General features: G+C 42.7%; 22 protein-coding genes. 7 read left to right on the top strand and 15 right to left on the bottom strand.

Features of this window, described 5'->3' with window-relative positions; all coding sequences use genetic code 11:
• Nucleotide 1: 1 nt before the first annotated feature.
• The 9 genes from cas7fv to surE all read right to left on the bottom strand — a co-directional run bounded on the left by cas7fv (nt 2) and on the right by surE (nt 10,588).
• The gene (cas7fv, locus tag B092_RS0106880; protein ID WP_018574521.1) at nt 2–949 is read right to left on the bottom strand and encodes a type I-Fv CRISPR-associated protein Cas7fv; all 948 of its coding nucleotides are present in this window, start codon (nt 947–949) and stop codon (nt 2–4) included.
• Between the two features lie 3 nt (nt 950–952).
• A complete protein-coding gene (locus B092_RS0106875; RefSeq protein WP_018574520.1) occupies nt 953–3,889 on the bottom strand; it encodes a CRISPR-associated endonuclease Cas3'' in 2,937 nt (978 codons plus the stop codon).
• The gene (cas1f, locus tag B092_RS0106870) at nt 3,886–4,854 is read right to left on the bottom strand and encodes a type I-F CRISPR-associated endonuclease Cas1f (protein WP_018574519.1); all 969 of its coding nucleotides are present in this window, start codon (nt 4,852–4,854) and stop codon (nt 3,886–3,888) included. The genes B092_RS0106875 and cas1f overlap by 4 nt, the downstream gene beginning before the upstream one ends.
• A 198-nt stretch (nt 4,855–5,052) precedes the next feature.
• The gene (gene rlmD / locus B092_RS13900) at nt 5,053–6,429 is read right to left on the bottom strand and encodes a 23S rRNA (uracil(1939)-C(5))-methyltransferase RlmD (protein ID WP_018574518.1); all 1,377 of its coding nucleotides are present in this window, start codon (nt 6,427–6,429) and stop codon (nt 5,053–5,055) included.
• Between the two features lie 155 nt (nt 6,430–6,584).
• Nucleotides 6,585–7,235, bottom strand: a complete 651-nt coding sequence (locus B092_RS0106860) for a hypothetical protein (RefSeq protein WP_018574517.1) — start codon at nt 7,233–7,235, stop codon at nt 6,585–6,587.
• Between the two features lie 91 nt (nt 7,236–7,326).
• Nucleotides 7,327–8,106: a 3'-5' exonuclease gene (locus B092_RS0106855; protein WP_018574516.1), complete on the bottom strand. Its 780-nt coding sequence runs from the start codon at nt 8,104–8,106 to the stop codon at nt 7,327–7,329.
• 15 nt (nt 8,107–8,121) lie between these two features.
• Nucleotides 8,122–8,835 carry a peptidoglycan DD-metalloendopeptidase family protein gene (locus B092_RS0106850; protein WP_018574515.1) on the bottom strand — a complete coding sequence of 238 codons (714 nt, stop codon included), beginning with the start codon at nt 8,833–8,835 and terminating at the stop codon, nt 8,122–8,124.
• 128 nt (nt 8,836–8,963) lie between these two features.
• A complete protein-coding gene (locus tag B092_RS0106845) occupies nt 8,964–9,746 on the bottom strand; it encodes a protein-L-isoaspartate(D-aspartate) O-methyltransferase (RefSeq protein ID WP_026253654.1) in 783 nt (260 codons plus the stop codon).
• Between the two features lie 92 nt (nt 9,747–9,838).
• The gene (gene surE, locus B092_RS0106840) at nt 9,839–10,588 is read right to left on the bottom strand and encodes a 5'/3'-nucleotidase SurE (RefSeq protein WP_018574513.1); all 750 of its coding nucleotides are present in this window, start codon (nt 10,586–10,588) and stop codon (nt 9,839–9,841) included.
• A 183-nt stretch (nt 10,589–10,771) separates the two neighbouring features.
• Between surE and plsY the strand changes: the two genes are divergently transcribed.
• Nucleotides 10,772–11,464 (top strand): glycerol-3-phosphate 1-O-acyltransferase PlsY, encoded by a 693-nt coding sequence (gene plsY, locus B092_RS0106835; protein ID WP_018574512.1) that lies wholly within the window; start codon nt 10,772–10,774, stop codon nt 11,462–11,464.
• On the opposite strand, the gene tsaD is transcribed toward plsY, so the two are convergent.
• Nucleotides 11,461–12,489, bottom strand: coding sequence for a tRNA (adenosine(37)-N6)-threonylcarbamoyltransferase complex transferase subunit TsaD (gene tsaD / locus B092_RS0106830; RefSeq protein ID WP_018574511.1), 1,029 nt, complete (start codon nt 12,487–12,489; stop codon nt 11,461–11,463). The two genes, plsY and tsaD, sit on opposite strands and share 4 nt — an antisense overlap.
• Before the next feature lie 86 nt (nt 12,490–12,575).
• Here tsaD and B092_RS0106825 point away from each other — a divergent pair, with 86 nt between their 5' ends.
• Nucleotides 12,576–13,865: an NCS2 family permease gene (locus tag B092_RS0106825; RefSeq protein WP_018574510.1), complete on the top strand. Its 1,290-nt coding sequence runs from the start codon at nt 12,576–12,578 to the stop codon at nt 13,863–13,865.
• A gap of 133 nt (nt 13,866–13,998) precedes the next feature.
• Complete coding sequence (gene trxA / locus B092_RS0106820) at nt 13,999–14,382, top strand: thioredoxin (protein ID WP_018574509.1); 384 nt, start codon at nt 13,999–14,001, stop codon at nt 14,380–14,382.
• A 64-nt stretch (nt 14,383–14,446) separates the two neighbouring features.
• Here trxA and B092_RS0106815 read toward each other — a convergent pair whose 3' ends face one another.
• The 4 genes from B092_RS0106815 to tadA are packed head-to-tail and all read right to left on the bottom strand — an operon-like array spanning nt 14,447 to nt 18,290.
• Entirely contained in the window at nt 14,447–15,046 is a 600-nt protein-coding gene (locus tag B092_RS0106815; RefSeq protein ID WP_018574508.1) for an IMPACT family protein, read from the bottom strand.
• 23 nt (nt 15,047–15,069) lie between these two features.
• A complete protein-coding gene (locus tag B092_RS0106810) occupies nt 15,070–16,671 on the bottom strand; it encodes an ABC-F family ATPase (protein ID WP_026253653.1) in 1,602 nt (533 codons plus the stop codon).
• A 39-nt stretch (nt 16,672–16,710) separates the two neighbouring features.
• Entirely contained in the window at nt 16,711–17,769 is a 1,059-nt protein-coding gene (locus tag B092_RS0106805) for an LD-carboxypeptidase (RefSeq protein WP_018574506.1), read from the bottom strand.
• A gap of 50 nt (nt 17,770–17,819) precedes the next feature.
• Nucleotides 17,820–18,290: a tRNA adenosine(34) deaminase TadA gene (gene tadA / locus B092_RS0106800; protein WP_018574505.1), complete on the bottom strand. Its 471-nt coding sequence runs from the start codon at nt 18,288–18,290 to the stop codon at nt 17,820–17,822.
• A 135-nt stretch (nt 18,291–18,425) separates the two neighbouring features.
• Between tadA and B092_RS0106795 the strand changes: the two genes are divergently transcribed.
• Complete coding sequence (locus B092_RS0106795; RefSeq protein WP_018574504.1) at nt 18,426–19,514, top strand: extracellular catalytic domain type 1 short-chain-length polyhydroxyalkanoate depolymerase; 1,089 nt, start codon at nt 18,426–18,428, stop codon at nt 19,512–19,514.
• Nucleotides 19,515–20,582 (top strand): extracellular catalytic domain type 1 short-chain-length polyhydroxyalkanoate depolymerase, encoded by a 1,068-nt coding sequence (locus B092_RS0106790; RefSeq protein ID WP_018574503.1) that lies wholly within the window; start codon nt 19,515–19,517, stop codon nt 20,580–20,582. It begins immediately after the preceding gene.
• 73 nt (nt 20,583–20,655) lie between these two features.
• Here the strand turns inward: B092_RS0106790 and B092_RS0106785 are convergent, their stop codons facing one another.
• Entirely contained in the window at nt 20,656–21,000 is a 345-nt protein-coding gene (locus B092_RS0106785) for a TRAP transporter large permease subunit (protein WP_018574502.1), read from the bottom strand.
• Between the two features lie 118 nt (nt 21,001–21,118).
• Here B092_RS0106785 and istA point away from each other — a divergent pair, with 118 nt between their 5' ends.
• Both istA and B092_RS15875 read left to right on the top strand, forming a co-directional pair.
• Nucleotides 21,119–22,615, top strand: coding sequence for an IS21 family transposase (gene istA, locus B092_RS0106780; RefSeq protein WP_018574501.1), 1,497 nt, complete (start codon nt 21,119–21,121; stop codon nt 22,613–22,615).
• The coding region (locus B092_RS15875; RefSeq protein ID WP_018574500.1) for an ATP-binding protein at nt 22,608–22,850 on the top strand (243 nt) is incomplete at its 3' end. The genes istA and B092_RS15875, both read left to right, overlap by 8 nt.

The raw sequence follows: 22,850 nt of genomic DNA, 5'->3' as shown, positions 1-22,850 counted from the left end.
CCTACTTCGCATAAAAATATTGTGCATATTCAACCTGTGGTTCGCTAACAATCTCAGACTCATCGCGCTTAATGCGCATCATCTTATGGCTATCGTTATAATCGACAGTAATTTCATCAACATACATATAACCTTTAGCCTGGCGAATATTTAAATTAGCAATGCGTGACAACGTATGCTCAATAATTGCTTGTATTGCATCGTTATTAAGCAAAATCCCGCACTCACCTTCTTCGAAGATTGTACCTTTGCGAACATAATTACTATGAAAGGTAGCGATTGGATTCAATGATGGATTGAGTTCTTTAATAAAATTTTGTACTTTTTCTGCAACTTCTTCACCTTGTCCCTCTTTAATGATCATGCTTGCACGATCAAACTTTTTATCTAATGAGATAAATTGCAATTGTTCAATACTGATTGAACCATAAGATAAATATTCAGTATCACCAAAAGTAGTTTTAGAAAAGAATGATGAGCTATCCCTCTCACCTGCTTGCCCAAACTGCTCAAAGTTGCCATTTCCTAATTGATCTACAAAATCTTCTATTAATAATGGACTAGTTCTTTTACATTGGCTAGAAGGGACAACATAACCACGAACAAGGCCAGTAATAGAAGCCAATACTTTTTCTAAGTTTTTTTCTCCTGCAAAATGCAGATCAAATGCTTGCTCTTTAAATAAATGATGTCGAATACAATTCTGACTGATGTATAGAGGCGTTTTTTTAAAATCAATGTCAGTTGCCTCTTTTTTATATTTATAACCAGTATCCTCTTTTATTTTTCCCGTTAAGTTTGTGTAGCCTCTTAATTTTGGCAAAGTATGGTTATCTACTGTTTTTCCACTATCGCCAGTTAAGGTAGTTGGGCCATTCCAATTCACTACACCATGGCCTAATGCTTTAATTTTAAAGTCTACGCTTTTAATTCCTGTTACTTTTTCCATTGTTTATTCCTCATCTTCTGTGGTTTGATTAATTTGATTGATAGACATTGCGCCTATGGGTTGTTTGTCGCACACTGCGTAATAAATAGCGTTTGGATGTCGAGAACTCTCGCCGCCCACCGCTATCAAATCATTAGTTGTGTAGCTTAAATATATCGGAAACTCAGGATTTCTCGCATCGTTCAGCAAAATACTATCTTTGAATGACTTCACCCCACCCATAATATTATGGTGTTTTTTAAACATATGGGATAGTAAGTCTTTATCACTTTGACCGTAACCAGAGATAGCACTAGTAGAGTATGTAAGATTATCAATATCGCTGTCATCATCTAAGGGTATAGAATAAGCGTACTTTTCTAAGAATTCAGGCGTTGAATTTGTTAAATCGATTAGCGCCAATTGCACAAATCGATTGTCACCGCGTAAAGATGTTTTACTAATCTTGCTACGACTTTGATTTTTATTTTTCTTCGGTGACGCTATGATCGGATCGATCACTTTTGCATTAATTTGTTGCACACTATTTTTAAGTGCTGCGACAAGATCGCTCTCTATGAAACTTCGCTCGCGCTCATTATGATGAAAGTTGAAATAAAGTTGATAAATGTCTGGCAGGGTAAATGTTCTGTCAGTAAGCTCATTATGTAAAAATTGATACCACTCCCTTACCGAACTTAGCACATACATTTTTCCTAAAAAATTTGCTGCTGAACTTTTCCCCCTGCCATTGGCGATAGATTCTGGCACAGCTAGTGTATAAATATTTACATTACTATTCTCACCAAAACGATCTAAGCGTCCTAATCTCTGTAAGCAATCTTCAGCACTAGCGATTTCCGCAATCATATAATCGCAGCTAATGTTAAGTGAAGCTTGGACAATAGGACCACTACGTAATACCTCATATTTTCGTGTACCATTGCGTTTAAATGCCTCGAATACCTCTTCAAACCATTTTCGTTTATCACTTTTAATAAATTTTGAATGCAACAGTACTGCATTCTCGCTATGTTGATTAGCTATAAAACTGTTTTGTGCAGTTAGCGCCATATTACTGATCACAAATGTACAGTTGCTTTGCTGTTCAAATAATGGGTTAGTGTTATCAAGTTTACTGTCATCAAAAATTTTGAAATCGAGTTGATACTGACTTTTGTTAAACGATGGCATGACTTTGATATCATCCGGATGAATGTTCAATAAGTCTTCAACAAAAACATAATGTGGTGTAGCCGATACTAATAAGGTATTTGCCTGTTGTTGCTGCATTTTTTTAGCCGCGATAAGTTCAGCAAATAACAAATTAAACGATGGCATATTCACGTACTCATGAAACTCATCAAACACCACATGCACGTTTAAAAAATCAATAAGAGTATTAGCTTTAGTGTGACTTATCACTGAGCCGAGAATTTGATCTATGGTAGTGATAACGATATCGCCAGAAAAGTTTTCTTCATCAGGAATTGGGTTATCCCACTGATTATGAAACTTAAACTCACCAGTATTGATTTCAATGGTACTGTTAGGTAGGTATTGCTCAGAGGTTAACTCATAAAACAAACCTTGACACACTTGCACTCGAGGGCATACCCAAATGATGCGTTTCGCACCTTGCAACTTTGCCCACTCCAATGCAATTTTAGTTTTACCACAACCAGCAGCCCCAGCTAGTACAGCAACATCTTCTGCAGTAGTTAGTTGCCTAGCGATATCACTTTGTTTTTTGCTACGTTCACTACTAGGAAAAAAGGCGCTAAGGCATGCATCAATATCACTAGATAGAGTCGATTCAACGTCAAGCAAATCAGTAACAATATCGTCTAAATTCCGCTCAAAAATAGCAGAATGTAATTCTGCTGCACTTAAAGCAGATACTTTACGATCAGCAGTAATCAAACAAGCACGCACAATATTATTCAAAGCATTAACTTTTACATTATCGCTATTGCTTGATACTGACTCCTCTAACTCATACTCTTTATAACTTGGTAAAGGTGGTGCATCAGGAAGATTCTCTTCCAACTCATTTACAGCTTCAATCAAACAGATTTTTTCTAGGAGACTATTGCTTGAGTTTCTATATTTTTTATCAATAGCAATAACTTGTTTAAGGAGAGATTGTGCTTGTGTGACTATATCGCTTAAACCTAGACCTTGCTGGTTTACTAGCAGCTTTTTAGAAATATCTTTATAAGAGTCAAAACCATTATTTTCTTTACGATATGGCTTGGCATGATGCCAATAAATCGCATGCTTCACAGAGCGTTTATTACTAAGATTTAATGCTTTTAGCTCCGTACTATCAAGAAGGTGATACAGCAGCAATGATATTTCATTATGCCTTGGGTGTTTATCAAAGCTAAATTTAGCATCATCAATGTGTTGGCCATCTTCAGGTATAAACGCTTTCTTTTTTGGATTTGTGACCCATTCTTGGAATTTTGGGTCAACTTTACCTAGATCATGTAGAGAACCAGCAACAAAGTTTACAAATGAAAGTTGTGTACTACTTTCAGGAAATAATCTTCGATGCAACTGTTCTGCAACATACCCGATTGCAAATAAGTGTTCACTTAATAGCTGCAAGTGAGTGTTGGCATATAACACGCCTTGTTTGGGTTTATCTGTTACAACATCCATAAAAACATCCATCTCCGTATAATTAACCGGCACAATACCTTGTTCATTAAATTTTCTTCTATTGCCAACGATCCACAAGAGGTCACTTCTTGATCTAGAACGTATCCAGTGACAACTGACGGCTGTACTTTTACTTGCCGTTTTTCGTAATAGTTTTTTGACTGCTTGAAGACCTTCTTCGGTAATAACAGTTTGCCAAGTGTTGTCCCCTATCCGGTCAGCAAAAGCATCAAGGACTCTGCGGGTTTTAGCTAAAGCATTTTTCTCACACTGTGAAACCAAAACAACCATCATAAGTCTTCACCATCAGCTTTTTGTGACGTGTACTTAAGAGCAGCTCGCTTTACTTCATTAAACATGAAATCTAAAACCTTATGATCAGTAAAAGCTTGCAAGCACTGTTGTCGGAATTCTTGCTCTGTAGCTTTTTCTTTAGCACAAATAAATGCCCAGGGTAAGATAATTGAATCTTTAATAAGGTCTGCAACATCAAACACTAAAGCACCACGGCGAGTTTTACCGTGCATTACTGCAAAACCATGTGGAATCCCCAAAACCCAGAGCGTGGTTGCCGCTAAACCATAGGCTAAATAATTGCCATGATTGAGAAACTCATTTGCTTTGTCTGTCGCATCACGGTCTCTACTAAAGTCCTGATAACCAGTTCTTCCTGCAGCAAATTTATATAATTTTTTTGTGACTTCCGCTTCTAATTGCAGTAATTTTCCTACTCTATCGGCTGTAGCGATCTTCATCGAAAACTCTTCTACAAGGCTCTTGATGATAGGTTCGCCAGAATCAAAGCCTTCCTGCTTTAACTCCCTATCTTTTGACCAGAGTTTTTGTAAAAAATGCAAACGTGCAATCTGAAACTCTTTTGCTACTTCCAAGCGTTTGTCTTCATCAAACCAGAAACTCATCCATCCTTGGACATACTCCGTAGGACGATACTCACTTTGGGGAGTTAGCCATTCTATTTCTGAGCCCATCAGTAGCGGTGTGCCACCACCTCCGGAAAAACCAACTAACACGCCGGCTTGAGCTAACATACGCATAGCTGCCTGAGTAATAGATGTACCAGTTCCTAGCAACAAGCAAGTCGTGTTAGCTATAGGGATGTTGTAATAAAGATTTTTCTTGTCTTCTTCTGTGAGATAAAGGACTCGACCGTCCTTCTGCATGACTCTGCAATACTGCAGATAATAGATATTGGCTCTTTTTGAATGTAGGATTGCTTTTAAGTCTGTCAACTGCTCCACACACGCCTCTTATCTTATACAAAGTTAGCTTGAAATTTTATATTCAAAATAAAATGCTTCTCAATTACTTATTATAGGGTGAAAATATTTGATGTCTAAAATTTATTACCTTTTTAGAAAAATTAGATAAAGATAATATAAAAAAGCCCCGCACATCACTGCCGGAGCCTTCTTTACTATCACAAAGCACGCTATCTACTAAACAATCACAACTTCTTCTTCCTCGACTTCCTCAACCTTCAGCTCAGGAATCGGGTCACCCAGATGATATTCAAATACAGCGATAGACTCAACATGAGCTGTATGCGGAAACATATTAATCACCCCGGCACTAATTAAGCGATAACCCCCTTGGTGAACCAAGATATCGGCATCGCGCGCTAAAGTCGAAGGACTACAGGATACATAGACGATACGTTTAGGCCGTTCCTCTGCACTCAAAGCTGCTAAGGCGGTACAGACTGCCATGGCACCATCACGTGGTGGGTCAATCAACATACGATCAAAGTAACCTAGTGCTCTCAGCCACTCCACATCAACCTCAAATAAATTCAATGTCGAAAAAGTGGCTGTATCCTCTAGACCATGAGCTCTAGCCGCTTCGGTTGCGCGTGCGGTTAGGGTTGCACTACCCTCAATCCCCACAACTTCTTTAGCTTGAGTTGCCAAGGGTAAACTGAAATTACCGAGTCCACAAAATAAATCAGCAACTCTATCCTCCGGCTCAACAGCCAACAGGCTTAAGGCTTTGGCGATCATGGCACGATTAATTAAAGGATTAACCTGAGTAAAATCAGCCGGTTTATACCCCATTCGCAAATCAAATTGAGGCAAGCCGTAGGCTAATCTATCTTCGTCTTCCGGTTCTAAAGCATAAACACTCTCAGGCCCTTCAGGTTGCAACCACCAACTAATTCCGTGCTCAAGTGCAAACTGCCTTAAGTTAGTGATATCTTCTGCTATTAGCGGGTCTAGATGGCGCAACACCAACACCAACGATTCATCACCGACGGCCACCTCAATTTGAGGGACTCTCTCTTTAACAGTCAAAGAAGCAATTAACTGACGTAAGGGAGCCAACATATCCGATACCTTTTTAGGTAGCACCAAACATTCGGTCATATCAGCAATATACCTACCCTTACGCTCTCTGAAACCAACTAGAACAGTACCTTTTTTAATCACATAACGCACAGACAAACGCGCACGATAGCGATATTGCCATGATGGACCATAAATCGCCGGTAAAATCTGTGGTATTTTCAGCTTAGCAATATGCTTAAAACAGTCTTCTAACGCTCTTTGCTTAATCGCAACTTGCGCACTGGGGTCAAGATGCTGCATCGCACATCCACCGCACATCCCGTAATTAGGACAAGGCGGCTCCACCCTCAACGAAGAAGGCTCTAAGATTTTTTCAGCAAAAGCAAGTTCATAAGAAGGCTTTTTTCTATAAACATTAGCCAGTACTTTTTCGCCCGGCAATGCACCAACTACAAAAATTGTCTTACCATCACGACGCGCAACACCACGCGCCTCAAGATCCATAGATTCAATCGTTAAAACTTCGGACATATCTCACCTGATAAAGCTAAGTGGCTATTTTACCCGAGATTCATGATGATTAAAAAAAACGGCATTAGGAAATTAATCTCTAATGCCGCTAAGGGGAAGTCTACTACTTAGTTGATTTGTTGGAGAAACACATTGAACAACTTATACAACTTTAATTACTGAGACTTTTGTTCGCTACGCTCTTGCTTTTTCTGCTGTCTTTTTTCTGCTCGTTCAGCACGCTTAGCATCTTGCTCTTGGAAATAACCAGCAACTTTAGCTTGTTGCTCATCATTTAGATCATTCCATATCGCCAGCCACTCTTCGGTGAATTCCTCATGACGCTCTTGCATAGACTCTTTAATTTTCTGGCGCTCTTTAAGCATGGCTTCAGGATCAAGCTTTTGTTCAGCTAACTGCTTAGCACGCTTTTCTTCAACTGCAGCAAATGGATGCTCTTTAGACTCTCGGCGCTCCTCCATTGCTTGCTTAATCTCTGCTTTAAGTGCTTCGATTTTAGATTTTTGATCATCAGACAAAGCCAAGGTATCAGTAAACTCTTGACTAACTGGACCGTAGCCCGGTACTAATAACCCCACATCGCCCTTAAAACCATGATGATACTTGCCACCTCTCATGCCATGATGGTGATGTCCTCGTCGAGATTTGTCACCCTGGTGAGCGTGATGACCACGTTCTGTTTTGTCAGCGCGTTGACTGACTGCTTCGGCTGCCTGAGAATCAGGGGCTGATTGAGCCATTGTTGTGCCGGCTAATGAAAGGCCTAAAGCAATGGCAGATACTTTTAATAATGAATTAATCTTCATGAAAAAACTCCTATTGGTTAACAATCAAAATCAGTTTAACGTAGGAGGAGTTTCAAAAAGATTTCAAAATCGGTTGATATATTTCAGTTAATTACAGGTCCCATTGGGCAAGATATTCATCCCAAGGAGCGCGATCGCTAATCGCAGATAAAGACTCATAGACCAAGCGAATCTCTTCATCGTAAGCGACCTGATCAAGATCACATCTTAGTAGTTGATAGCGCAAATACATGAGCCAGGTATTGACAACATCCGTCTCGCAATAAGCTCGGATCTCATCAATACCACCCGCAAGCCATGTCGGCCAAACCTGACTCCCATCCATACCCAACTTGCCGGGAAACCCACACAACTTGGCCAGTTGATCTAAAGGTGCATTGGCCTTAAACGTATAGCCAGACAACACATCCATCAAATCAACGTGCCTGTCGTGATAACGACTTAAGTAATTATTAAATTTAAAATCACGATCATCTTGACCCTTATCCCAATAACGCCTAGAAGCTATGCCATGAATTAATGCTCGGTAATGCAGCACCGGAAAATCAAAGCCGGAACCATTCCATGAGACGATCGTCGGCGTGTAATGATCAATGACTTTAAAAAAACTACGCACCAAGCTTGCTTCATCGTCATCAGGCTCACCAAGACACTTCACGTGGAAGTCGTTTTTATTTCTAAAAACACACCCAATCGCGACAATTTTCTGAAGATGCAACGGCATAAAATCTGAACCTGTCTGCTCAAGTCTTTGCTGCTGCGCAAGCTCCACCACCTCAGCATCCGATAACTCCTCATCAAATTGCATTAACTGACGAATACCATGCGCATCAGGAATAGTTTCAAGGTCAAAGACAAGGTGTGGGCTCATAACAACTTATAAAAACTATCGAGGTAAGTAAGAAAGAGGATTGACGGGTGTGCCATTACGACGAACCTGGAAATGTAAGCGAGGAGACGTCGCATCAGTATCACCTAACTCAGCGATTTTTTGACCCTTTTTGACACGCTCATTAGTCTGTACTGTAATGCGACTATTGTGTGCATAAGCAGTGATGAATCCGTTACTGTGCGTGACCAACACCAAATTGCCAAGACCACGCAAACCATTACCCACATAAGACACAGTACCATCAGCGGCTGAATTGATCGGTGTCCCGACAGTACCGGCGATATCTATACCACGTGTCGTATTGGAAAATTGGGTGATGACCTTGCCACGCACCGGCCACTCCCAAGATATGGCCGCTGCATCAGCCGCACGCGTAGGTTGAGAAGAGCTGGCTGCAGACGCCCTACTCGCAGTTGCTGTTGACGCCGACGAGCGAGCAGCCGTACCGCCACGAACAGTTAAGCGCTGACCAACCTCCAACTGTGATGGATTGCTAATACGATTAAGACTGCTAAGATTCGCTACTGTCGTGCCATGTCTTTGCGCAATTGAATACAAAGTGTCACCACGCTGAACGACGTAGGTACCGGCTGAACTTGTAGCGCCTGAACCACCAGCCGATGTAATTGGGGCTTTTGAGCTAGAACCACAAGCAGCCAATAAAGCTGAAAAACATATTGCTCCGACGGTATATATTTTTCTATTCATCAAATAAACCTTTTCACTAAGGGACTTTAAAAATCAAAATTACGATACTATCTAACGAAAATTCGGAAAATTCGCTATATTAAATTAATTGTAGCCTATCGACTCTTTCTTGAGGGTAACATTTTTTATTAAGACTGAATACCCGGAAGCAAAGGCACAAAACGCGTTTCTTCAAGTTCATGCCTTTCCCAGCGTTGTTGGCCCACCCTCTCAAACATGACTAAATACTGCCGTGCGTCACCCACCGGGGCAATTAAGCGCCCACCGATGACCAATTGATCTAATAATGTTTGGGGAATTTCCAAGCCCGCAGCAGCAATGACAATAGCATCAAATGGCGCATATTGTGGCAGCCCCTTTAGACCATCCCCATATTTCAAATGAATATGCGAAGTATAAGGCAAATGAGCAAGATTTTCTGAGCCTAACTCATAAAGACCACGGATGCGTTCGATCGCAAACACTTGCTGATAAACCTCAGCTAGCACCGCCGTTTGATAACCACACCCAGCCCCTATTTCCAAGACACGCTGATTTGAAGCGCCTTCGAGCGCTAGGGACACCATGCGCGCAACGATATAAGGCTGGGAAATAGTTTGTTTAAACCCAATGGGCAAAGCCGCATCATCATATGCCCGACTTGCTAAGCCCTGATCCACAAAAGCATGACGCGGCACCGCTAACATAGCTTCCAGTGCCGCCTGATTACTGATACCTTGTTGTTGCAAACGCTCCACCATCAACTCGCGCATACGTGTTGAGTTGAGCCCGATATTTACAGAAATACGACAGCTTGACTGCGTCGGCGAACGGGACGATTTAAGCGAACCGTCAATTAAAGGACGATTCGCTGAAAGAATGCGAGTATTGCTATTAGCTGCAGACACAACAGGCTTACGAATCATTCCCATCCCTTCGAGCTTAGCTGCTTCTCGCTTAATCTGCCCATCACGCAAATGCGGTCTAAATGTTAAAGATTTTTTTGTCATTAAAACTAAAACTGCTAACTGTGAATCCAGCGTTGAGTTAATTCTATTTCGTCATGATGGGTTAGATCCAAATCCAAAGGAGTAATCGCGACGTGACCATTTTGTACCGTACCAAAATCAGTGTCATCGGCAAAATCTCGGACATTACCCACCGAACCAATCCAGTACATTGTTTCACCGTTAGGACTGATCGTTGGAACAACGGCTTGTGAAGGATGACGTCGACCCAAACGAGTGATACGAATATTATTTGGATCATGACTCGCTAAAGCAGGAATATTAACGCTTAAGAGCATAGGCGATTGGCGCGGCTTCTCTAACTGCTTTTTAACAATGTATTGGCTAATCTCAGCCGCCGCATCTAAATGTGGCCACTCACGCTCTACCAAAGAAAAGGCAATGGCCGGATAGCCAAATAAGAAACCCTCTGTGGCTGCTGCGACCGTACCAGAATATAAAGTATCTTCGCCTAGATTGGCGCCGTTATTAATACCGGCTACTACTAAATCAATCTTTTTGTCAACTAAACCTGTTAGAGCCACATGCACCGAGTCTGATGGCGTGCCATTAACATAGTAAAAGCCATTTTTAGCTTGGCGTATAGCCAGCGGACGATTTAAAGTTAATGAATTAGAGGCGCCACTATGATTGGTTTCAGGTGCGACGACCGTCACATCAGCGATATCACTGAGGGCTTCGTACAATGCCTCTATACCTCTAGCGCTGTAACCGTCATCATTAGAAAGAAGAATATGTTTTCTCATAAATACCAAAAAGAATGATAAATCAATTTAGACTAAAAGATTATAGCAGCCTTAGAGACAGTCTCTGACATTGACTACAATGAAAAAAGTTTAGAAAATTATTTTTCTTGCCTCTATTGCTAGATAGTTTATATTTTTCCATATAATACAAAACTTAATTAACTATTTTAAGAGTCAGCAAGCATGTCCTCTTTATTATTTGCCGTCATTTGTGCTATATCCGGCTACCTGATTGGCTCAGTTTCTTTTGCGATCATCAGTTCTAAGCTACTTAACCTCGAAGATCCTCGCAGCTATGGGTCAGGCAATCCCGGCGCCACTAATGTCTTACGGAGTGGCAATAAAAAAGCCGCGATTATCACTCTACTGGGAGATCTGCTAAAAGGCTATGTAACTGTCTTTATCACTATAAAAATAGTCCAGCATTGGCACCTCTCCCCGTGGCTAGTAACAATCGCCGCCATTGCCGTGTTTTTAGGTCATGTGTATTCAATCATGCTTGGTTTTAAAGGTGGCAAAGGAGTAGCGACCGGTGTGGGGGTGTTATTAGCTCTTAGTCCCTTACTCGGACTAATTTGTATTATCACTTGGCTGCTCATCGCGATATTATTCAAATATTCTTCTTTAGCCGCTATCGTCAGTGCTGTCATGGCACCTATTTATTATTTATTTTTAAATATCGGTAACGGCACTTTCTCGTGGCCTTGGTTTGTTGCTATTTTATTTATTGTGTCTTGCTTAGTCTACAAGCATAAGAAAAATATTGATAATCTTTTGCACGGCAAAGAGAGCAAAATTGGTAGTAAAAAGGCAGCGGTTATCAAGCCTGCTGCCACTGTCTCAACAAAGAAAAAACGTCAAAAAACTCATCGCTAAATCTCAGCGAGATCCCAGCGGGTGCGGATACGAGTGCTGTAATTGCGCTCAGTCAAATCAACCAAACCCGCTTTTACCCGCTCACTTGCTGCGTGAGCAATCATTGCGCCATTATCCGTACAGAGTGCGAGAGGCGGGAAGAAAACCTCACCACCTAGTTTGGCCATTTGCTTTTCTAAAAAGCTTCTTAGGTGGATATTAGCGCCCACACCACCGGCCACCACTAAACGCTTAAGGCCGCTTTGCTTCATCGCTTTAATTGACTTATAGCCTAAGACATCAACAATGGCAGTTTCAGTTGCGGCCGCCAGATCAGAATAGTCCTGAGCACTCACCTCACCTTCTTTTTCCAGTTTTCTTAACGTAGTAAGCACCGCCGTTTTGAGACCACTAAAACTAAAATCCAAGTTCGGACTATGCTTAAGCGGTCGCGGCAATTGAAAACGATTAGGGTCTCCTCCTTGTGCCAACTTAGCAAGATGAGGTCCACCAGGGTATGGCAGACCCATGAGCTTAGCGGACTTATCAAACGCCTCACCCGCTGCGTCGTCCAAGGTTTCTCCGAGCAATTCATATTGACCTACAGCATCAACTCGCATTAATTGCGTATGACCACCCGACACTAAAAGAGCGACAAACGGAAACTCTGGCACCTCCGGTGATAACATCGGCGACAGCAAATGCCCCTCTAAGTGATGAATAGGAATCGTCGGCAAATCATGACTCCAAGCAAAGGCTTGAGCCACGCTAGCCGTTACTAATAAAGCACCGGATAAGCCGGGCCCCGCGGTAAAAGCCACCGCATCAATATCCTCAATCGTCAAACTAGCATTTTTTAATACATCGTATGTTAGCGGCAGCACCCGACGGATATGATCACGTGACGCCAATTCAGGCACCACGCCACCGTATGCCTTGTGCATATCAATCTGACTATGTACGGCGTGCGCAAGCAAACCTTGTTCTGTATTTACAATGGCGACACCTGTTTCATCACAGGAACTTTCAAAACCGAGTATATTCATAAATCGCTGTATAAATTTTTGTAAAGAATTAAAATACTACCTTACAAAGTTAGTTTTTATTTCCATTTAAAAGAGCGCAAAGCACTATGTTTGAGTCTATCTTCAAATTAAAAGAGCACAACACCACTGCTCGCACCGAATTGGTCGCCGGTATCACTACCTTTTTGACCATGGCGTATATTATATTTGTTAACCCTCAAATTCTAGGCACCGCTGGTATGGATCAGGGTGCCGTTTTTGTAAGCACCTGCTTAGCGGCAGCACTGGGTTGCTTTATTATGGCCTTTTTTGCTAACTGGCCAATCGGTATGGCGCCAGGCATGGGGTTAAATGCATTTTTTGCTTTTACCGTGGTGGGAGCAATGGGATACACGTGGCAACAAGCGCTAGGTGCTGTATTTATTTCCGGGATAATCTTTATTATTTTAACCGCAACCGGCATTCGTGCGTGGTTAATTGAAGGAATTCCAAAATCTCTGCGCTCAGCAATTGTTGCAGGTATTGGTTTATTCCTCGCTTTTATTGCGCTACAAACTTCCGGTATTGTTGTCGCTAATCCAGCAACGCTAGTCGCTCATGGCGATTTAACATCCTATGAAGTCATCTTTACCATCATCGGATTTTTTATTATTGTTGCCTTAGATACACTCCGTGTACGTGGTGCTATCTTAATCGGCATCTTATCAGTCAGTATCTTATCAATATTATTTGGCTATACGGACGCTCCCAGCAGCCCTATCTCTATGCCTCCTTCTGTGGCTCCTACCTTTATGCAGTTAGATGTCTTGGGCGTATTGCATGTTGGTTTTATTAATATCATTTTAGTGTTTGTTTTAGTCGAGGTATTTGATGCTACCGGTACGTTAATCGGTGTCGCCAAACGCGCCGGCCTGATGCCTGAGGGCAAGCCAAGTCGCCTTGGCAAAGCTTTATTTGCCGATAGTACAGCGATCTTGGGTGGTTCTTTATTAGGTACCAGCAGTACCACTGCTTTTGCCGAAAGTGCTGCCGGCGTACAAAGTGGCGGTCGCACCGGCATGACTGCCATGGTCGTCGGTATTTTATTCCTCCTATCGCTCTTTTTCTCACCGATAGCCGGTGTCATTCCAGCCTACGCCACTGCCCCTGCGTTACTCTACGTCGCAGGCCTGATGATGCGAGAATTAGTAGAAATTGACTGGTCAGATCCAACTGAAGCTGTCCCTGCCTCACTCACTGCATTGATCATGCCATTTACTTACTCAATTGCTGAAGGGATTGCTTTTGGCTTTATTAGCTATGTTGTACTTAAGCTAATTACAGGCAAAGCCAAAGAATTACATTTTGCAACAATCATTGTAGCCACCCTGTTTGTAATACGTTTCGGGATGGCCTAGGTACAATACACGCTATAACGACGGGACAATATATGATTATGCACTTGGATTTATTCAATCTATCTTAATATAATGAATCAGTCTAGCAGTTGCTTTAAGTTTCTGCCCACCCACTTTACAGAAAAGGACAGTTATGAGTTATCAAGATTTAACCAAAGACACTTTCCAAGATGCCCTAAATCAAGATGGCACCTTGGTGATCGATTTCTGGGCACCCTGGTGTGGCCCTTGTCAGCAATTCAGCCCTACCTTTGAAGCAGCAGCAGAAAAGCACACTGATATTAAATTTTATAAAGTAAATACGGACGAAGAGCAGGAAATCGCCCAAGCGCTAAAAATTCGCTCAATTCCTACGCTAATGATCTTTCGTGATCGTATTCTTTTATTTTCTCAGCCTGGTGCGTTGGCCCCAGCTGACTTTGAAAGCCTATTAACAAAGGTTCAAGAAGTTGATATGGACCAAGTTCGTGCCGAAATCGCGGCCCAAGAGCAGGATGGCGGTCAAGACCAAGCTTAATAAAAAGCGCTCTTATGCCATATTAAAAAAGTCGGCACCTATCATGTGTCGACTTTTTTTAAATTTAAATCATCTCTTCTTTAGAAATGATTTTCCAATAGGCTTGTCCCCTTGTGAGGTTACGATGAATTTCTTCAAGCTCCGGTACTTTTGTCACGGGGATAAGCCATTCCCACTTGACACCTACCGCATCAAAATCTTCTGAAACCAATACCACACCATCTTGTTGTAGCTGCACTTTAAGCCGCTCCATATCAGAGTACGGGCAATCGCAAAGTACACGGCTCATAGCGACAATTTCTCGCTTAGGGGCATCATGCAAACACTTAGCAGCGGTTCCACCATAAGCACGCACTAAACCACCTGTGCCCAACTTAATGCCACCATAATAACGGATCACTAAAACAACGATATTGGTTAAGTCACGCCCCTCGATAGCAGCTAAAATTGGACGCCCTGCGGTACCACCGGGTTCACCATCGTCATTAAAACGATACTCATCACCAATACGGAATGCCCAACAATTATGAGTAGCATCGACCTTGCTATGCTCCTCAACAAAACGCAGCGCCTCTTCGGCCGACAGCACCGGAGCAGCATGAACGATAAAAAGACTTTTTTTAATTGTTTCTTCGTAAGAGACCGTACCTATCAGTTCTAACAAAAATTGACCTCAAAAAATTAAGATTAATCCTCTAAACCGCGAGAAGCCAAATAACCATCATAATCGCCTAAATAATCAACAATCTCACCATTTGGCATAATCTCGATGATTCGGTCAGCGATACCCGAAACAAATTGGCGGTCATGGGATACCAAAATAACGGTACCTTTGTACTTCTCCAACGCCATTTGTAATGATTCAATTGATTCCATATCCAAGTGGTTAGTCGGTTCATCTAATAATAAAATATTATGACGGCCTAGCATGAGGCGACCAAAGGTCATGCGATTCTTTTCACCACCGGAAAGCACTGAAACCTGCTTAATAATATCATCAGCTGAAAATAACAAACGACCTAAAACTGATCGTACAGCTTGGTCATCATCACCTGCTTGGCGGAAATTTGTCATCCAATCAAATACATTAACCGTCGCTTCAAACTGATCAGAAACGTCCTGCGCCATATAACCTATATCCGCATTTTCTGCCCATTTGACCTCACCACTATCCGGTTTAATATCACCCGCTAGGAGTCTTAATAAAGTTGTCTTACCAACGCCATTAGCACCAATGATGGCGACCTTTTGCCCTGCTTCGATCATGGCATTAAAATTATTAATCACCGGTTGATCATAACTTTTACTGACCTTCTCAGCGCTAACCGCTAGACGATGCAAGGCTTTATTTTGCTCAAAACGAATAAAAGGGTTTTGTCGCGACGAAGGCTTTACTTCAACCTGCTCAGATTTGAGGCGATCAATTTGCTTTAAGCGTGACGTGGCTTGTCGAGCTTTTGATTTATTAGCAGAGAAACGGCTGACAAAATCTTGCAACTCAGCCATACGCTCTTTGGCTTTAGCATTGTTAGCTAACAAACGCTCACGCGCTTGTGCTGAAGCTAACATATAGTCATCGTAGTTGCCCGGGTAAACACGAATCTCACCATAATCCACATCGGCCATATGCGTACAGACTCGATTTAAAAAATGACGGTCGTGACTGATAATAATCATAGTTGAATCATAGCTATCCAGTACATCGCCCAACCAACGAATGGTATGAATATCTAAGTTATTGGTAGGCTCATCGAGTAGCAAGACATCAGGATTAGAGAATAGTGCCTGCGCTAACAAGACGCGCAACTTCCAACCCGGCGCAATCTCACTCATCAATAGGCGATGCTCTTCAATGGGAAACTCAAGCCCTAACAGTAGCTCTGACGCACGGGCTTCTGCCGTATAGCCATCATATTCGGCAAACTTGGCCTCTAATTCAGCCGCGCGCATATAATCATCGTCAGTCGCTTCAGGATCCATGTAGATCGCATCACGTTCTTGCATGGCAGCCCACATTTCAGTATGACCCATCATGACCACATCAATCACTTGGTGTTCTTCAAAAGCAAACTGATCCTGGCGTAACTTACCCAACCGTAGACCCTGCTCTAACGTCACAGAACCGGAGCTTGGTTCTAAATCACCACCAATGATTTTCATAAAGGTTGATTTTCCGGAGCCGTTTGCCCCAATCAAACCATAACGATTACCATCAGAAAACTTTACACTAACATTTTCAAATAAGGGTTTAGGACCAAATTGAATGGTCAAATTCGATGTGGATATCAATTAATTTTTCCTTTTAAGCTTAAGCTATTTTTATAAAATCTAGTCATGATGATCGTGCTGATGATGCGCATGTTCATCATCACCGTGCGCATGCTCTTTTAATACCAGATAAGCAATATCATTTTGCGTAGCTAATCCAACCTCTTCGCCAATGGGCAAGGTAGCACGTACCTCACCATGGCCGTAAGGTAAGCCGGTCACCACAGGAATCCCGACCACTGAGCGAAGCCATTGGATTACCGAGTTGAAATTAAAACCATTATCATGCACGACTAACTGATAATCAGTAAAGTGACCTAACATAATTGCTTGCTGATTAGCTAAAACGCCGGCTTGCCAGAGCTGCCAAAGCATCCGCTCAATACGGTATGGATGTTCAGAAACATCCTCTATAAATAAAATGCCATTATCTATTTTAGGCATATAAGGGGTACCGATCAGGGAGCAGATCATCGCTAAATTGCCGCCCCACAGGGTACCACGAACGTCAACCTCGTCTGAGCCCTCGGCTTCAAAACATAAAATTTCGAGTTCATCGCGCATTGACTCGACAAAAAGCTCAGCGGTTAGCTCATCGACCTCAGTGTGACCAAAATCAGGAATCGCTGCCGGCCCGGTGTAACTACTCATCCCTGTTTTGGCTAAAAGAGCCAAATTAAATGCAGTAAAATCGCTGTAACCGACATAACGCTTAGGGTGTTTGGCAAGCAACTCCCAATCGATGAGGTGCAAAATACGGCTAAGACCATAACCACCTCGACTGGCCATAACAACCTCTGCCCCGCTGGACGCCGCGCGACTAAAAGCTGCTGCACGCTGCTCATCCGTACCTGCAAAGCGAGTCTCTTTAGCGTCTGCCATCGGGTCACGCCGCACATCAAAACCATAATCTGTCAGGCGTGCTGACGCTGTATCAAACATTGAGATATCCGCTACAGCACTAGACGGGGATAGGATATAGAGTGGTATCTGCTCATCGTACTCTGCCACATAGGGTGGCACGTCGTTGGCCTCATCAGATACTATCTGCTCATTATTAAACTCTTCTTCTGCTGTTTGCTCAAGAAAACTTTTGCCGCTGTGCTCGTGATTATCCATCAGACTTTATCCTTAAAAACTACCGCTGTATTATATAAGTAATGACACATTTAACAGCCTCTTTTGGCTAAACGCTTTGCTTTAAAAAAATTTCTCAACATAGTGGCTGCAGCCTCAGCCATCACCCCCTGAGTCACCACACAATGGTGATTTAGTTTAGGCTCAGACTGCAAGCTAATCACACTACCACATGCCCCTGTTTTTGCATCACTCGCAGCAAAAACCACGCGTTTAAGACGACTATGTAAAATGGCTCCCATACACATGGCACAAGGCTCCAAGCTCACATACAACGTGCAATCAGTTAAACGGTAATTACCCAATGCGGATGCTGCGTGTCTCAGTGCGACTATTTCAGCGTGGGCCGTCGGATCATTGCGATAAATGGTCTGATTAAAACCTTCGGCAAGCAAACGATTATCCGGCCCTATAATCACGGCGCCTATAGGCACCTCGCCAAGCGCTGCCGCCTTTTCTGCTTGCTGCAACGCCATTTCCATAAAAACAAGATCCTGATTCATAATCACTGTACAGTCAATAATTGCTCTTGCCAGCCAAGAGTAGAGGTTGCTATGCTAGAGCCTTGAGATTCTTCAATTAATAGAATAGCTAACCCTATCGGGTAGCTTGTTCTTTGCATAGGACATAACAAATTGATGGTTTTTAATCCCTTTATGGCAGGTGCATCAAACTTTTTTAAGCAAACTCAAGTTTTTTATGACATGCAAAAAGAGTTTATGAACAATGTCAGGCACTTACTTCCTACTAGCTTTCAGTCGAGTGATATGACTGTATTGCATCCAGACCCTGTCGATGTGGGGACCTGGGAACGATCGGTATTTACAGCGCCGGAAAATACGACCGAACAATTTGTGAACGAACTGGAATATTATACCTTTATTCCAAGTATCGCTGATAACAAACAGCAAGCAAAGCATCGCGGTATGGTGGTTATGTTACACGGTTGCGACCAAAATGCCAGTGTCTTTGCACAAGGCACTCAGATGAACTTATATGCACAAAAGTATGGTTTTATTGTGCTGTATCCTCAGCAAAATAAGCGACATAACTTTGCTCAATGTTGGCGATGGTATAACCTAGATTCCGACAGCGGTATGGCTGAAGTCAATACGATTATGGAGCTAATCTCTCGAACCATCAAAAAATATAAAATCGATTCAAATAATGTCTTTGTGGCTGGCATGTCAGCCGGCGCCGGTATGGCAAATGCGATTGCTTTTAGTTTTCCGGAAAAAATCACCGCAGTTGCCCTACATAGCGGCCCGGTATTTGGACAAGCACGTGATGTCCGTAGTGGCTTAACAGTGATGGGAGGCCTGATTAACGAAAGTGATGAGGAGTTAACCTCCTTTCTTAAAACCTTTTCAAAACCTAAGCCACACGACATACCCACGCTAATTATTCATGGAGCAAAAGATGATGTCGTTAACATCAGCAATGCCACCGCGCTCAGTAAGCAAGCACTTTATTTAAATGACTTACCCCTAGACACCAAAGTTACCGTGACACGACATAATCCTGACACACCTCATGCTTATACTCAAAAAGTCTATTACCACCAGAAAATGCCCATTGTTAAGGTAATGGAGGTTGATGAGATGGCTCATGAATGGGCGGGTGGTGATACCTCATTACCATTTAACACGGACAATGGGCCAAACTCCAGCGAGACGATTTTAAAATTCTTCTCTAACTATGTCACACGCCCTGTTGAGAAAAAATAAATGGCTAAACGCCCCCGTTCTAAACAATCCGTTATTAAGGCTACAAGACAACTTTTAAAGCTCCAAGGCAATATTTCAAAACATGCCCAAACAATATTGCCTGAACAGCTAAAAGCAGCTAATGTCTTGTTGACACGACCGGAACCGCAAAAACGCGGCGAATGGAAAAAGCACGTTTTTATCGCACCGGCTTTTAATCAAAACAAGCTCATCTCTAGACTCGATTACTTTATTTTCAAACCTTCTTCAACAGCACGCAAAGCTGACAGCAAACGCATGCCCTTAGTCGTCATGCTGCACGGTTGCCAACAAGATGCCGCTTTATTTGCTCAAGGCACACAAATGAATGTCATCGCACAGCGCAATCGCTTTGTGGTGCTTTATCCCCAACAAAGTAGACGAAACCACATCAGTAACTGTTGGCGTTGGCATCATATTATCGATGGACCCGGCATGGCCGAAGCGAATACAATCATGAAAATCATCCGCAGTGCGGTTATTATGCATGACTTAGATCCACAAAAGATCTATGTAGCCGGCCTATCTGCAGGGGCGGCAATGGCAGGCGTCTTAGCAGCCAGTTACCCCGATAAATTTGCAGCCGTGGCAATGCACAGCTGCCCGGTTTTAGGTCGCGCTCACGATACACTAACAGCAGTCAACGTCATGCAAGATAGCCACTTAGATAGTGACCAAGCCCTCGCTTCCTATATAGCACCGCTAAATCCACATGAAAAACATCTGATACCCACCCTAATTATTCAAGGCCAACGGGATACGGTGGTCAATCAGCGTAATGCTGACGAACTCGTTAAGCAGTTTCTATATATGAATAATCTACCAATGGATATGGCTGGACTGAGCAAAACGCACTTTGCCGGTAGTAATAAGGAATATCACCAAACAATTTATCGTGCTGGCTCCAAAAGAATTCTTGAGCTGATAAAAGTAAGGCACTTAAACCATGCTTGGGCAGGTGGTGATGCTCACCTGCCCTTTAACTCGACACATGGTCCCAACTCAAGCCAATTGATATGGGAGTTTTTTAAGCGGCATATGCCAAAATAGCATTACTCCAAATCGTCCAAATTCAGCTGAATGATCCTATTAAGTTAGGCGAATGAAAGATTAGCCTCTTTGATTAAAACAATTTATTTGGCAACCACAATGCAATTTCCGGAAACAAGAACACAATAATTAAGCCAAAAGTCTGTAATAAAATAAACGGTAAGGCAGCTACATAAATATCATAAATAGATATATTTTTGGGCGTCACCGATCGCATATAAAAGAGGTTGTAACCAAATGGTGGGGTTAGATAAGCCGTTTGCATGCTCAATACGAATAAGATAGCAAACCGAACGGTATCAAAACCTAGTTCACTTACAATAGGCACAAAAATAGGTACTGTGATAAAGGCAATTGCAAAATCATCCAGAAACATACCCAAAACAAAGTAGCATAACAGCATTAATACGATAATCATTTTAGGTGAAATGCTACTGTCGTGTATAGAGCGACAATTAACTTGACCGGCGTAGCGACAATTATGTTGGCCGGTTAATCTGCTAAGGTCAGACACAGANAAAACGGAGGGTTTTACTGTGTCTGGTAGTAAGATTACTAAGCAACAAGTTAAGCGTTATATGGATTTTAGAAAGAAACACACTCAAGCAGTATCCGCTGCTAAAGCGGGCATCTCTGAGCGCAGCGCAAGGCGTATTGAACACAACCAACTTCAGCCCAAGTCCTCGCAACCACGCCACTGGCGTACTCGTGACGATCCTTTACAAGCAGTTTGGGACAGTATCGTTTTGCCATGGATTCGTGAGGATAATGAGATTACCCCTGTGGGAATCTTTGATTATTTATGCCAACACCATCAAGACATCTTTAGGCCTAGCGCTCGGCGTACCTTGGAACGTCGTATCGCTAACTGGCGAAGTGTCCACGGCAGTCCTAAAGACGTTATCTTCCTGCAGACACATGGCTATGGTGAATTGGGGATAGCGGATTTTACGTACATCAACTTAGGGGTTCGCATTGCCGATGATCCACTCAAGCACTTATTATTTCATTATCGTCTGCCAGCCAGTGGTTGGGCTTATGCGCAGGTAGTCTACGGTGGCGAGAGTTTTACGGCATTATCTGAGGGTTTACAGAACGCCTTTCAAGCTTCTAATGGCGTTCCTCTTGATGTGCGTACCGATAGCCTAAGTGCTGCTTATAAGAATATGTCCAGTCGAGAAGATTTTACTGGACGTTATCATGACTTCGCTAAGCATTACGGCTTTAAACCCACCCGTAATAATCGTGGAGTAGCTCATGAGAACGGTGCCATTGAGTCTGCCCACCGACATATTAAAGCGCAAATTACACAAGCACTTAAATTACGAGGCAGTAGTAATTTTAATTGTCGCGCTGAGTATCAGGCTTTTATCCAGAGTCTCATCGACCGACGTAACCAACGCGTGCACGATAAGTTTGCCTTGGAGCAGCGTCAATTACAAGCGCTCCCAGCGTACCCTAGCGACAACTACTCAGAGCACTATGTCAGTGTCAGCAGAACGAGTACCATTTCTTTAAAACGCGTCACCTACACCGTTCCCTCACGACTCATCGGTAATCGACTACTTGCTAGGGTATATGANCAACGAATAGCNCTATATCTTGGGATGGAGCAAGTNCTAGAATTAGANCGTCTATANACACGNAACAAGACAGGACGTGCACGNAGCGTCAATTACCGGCACATCATTGATGCGCTCAATAANAAACCATTGGCATTTAGGCATAGTAAGCTACGCGATGATATCTTGCCTAACGACAATTATAAAAGCATCTGGCACTATGTGGATGACAGTTTATCGGCTGATGAGGCGTGTTATTACATCGTTAAATTGCTGTACCTAGCTCACCGACATGACTGCGAGCATTCATTAGAAACGTATGTATTGGAGGGGATAAGACAGCGACAATTACCCACCATCCGGCAGTGTGAAGAGCGATTCATTCGCATCATTGCGATGCCGCCTAGCATAGCGATTAAACAGCACTCGCTTCAAGACTACAGTCAATTGTTTGGAGCCCATCATGCATAGAAATACCGCTTCCTTACCCTTGATGCTAAAGCAGCTAAGATTAGCCACGNTTGGCACGCTCTGGGAGAGCGTGGCAGATAAAGCGACTAAAGAACAATGGTCACCCCAGCAATACTTGGCTGAGTTATGCCATCAGGAGCTATTGGCACGCGAGGATAAACGTTTAGCACGCAACCTAAAAGATGCCACACTACCCATCGGGAAGCATTTAAATAACTTTGATTTTATGGCTGTC

Origin of the sequence: Oligella ureolytica DSM 18253, from assembly GCF_000373745.1 — a bacterium.
GTDB lineage: Bacteria > Pseudomonadota > Gammaproteobacteria > Burkholderiales > Burkholderiaceae_B > Oligella > Oligella ureolytica.
The sequence above is the reverse complement of the archived record's forward strand: the minus strand, read 5'-3'. Positions and strand labels throughout refer to the sequence as shown.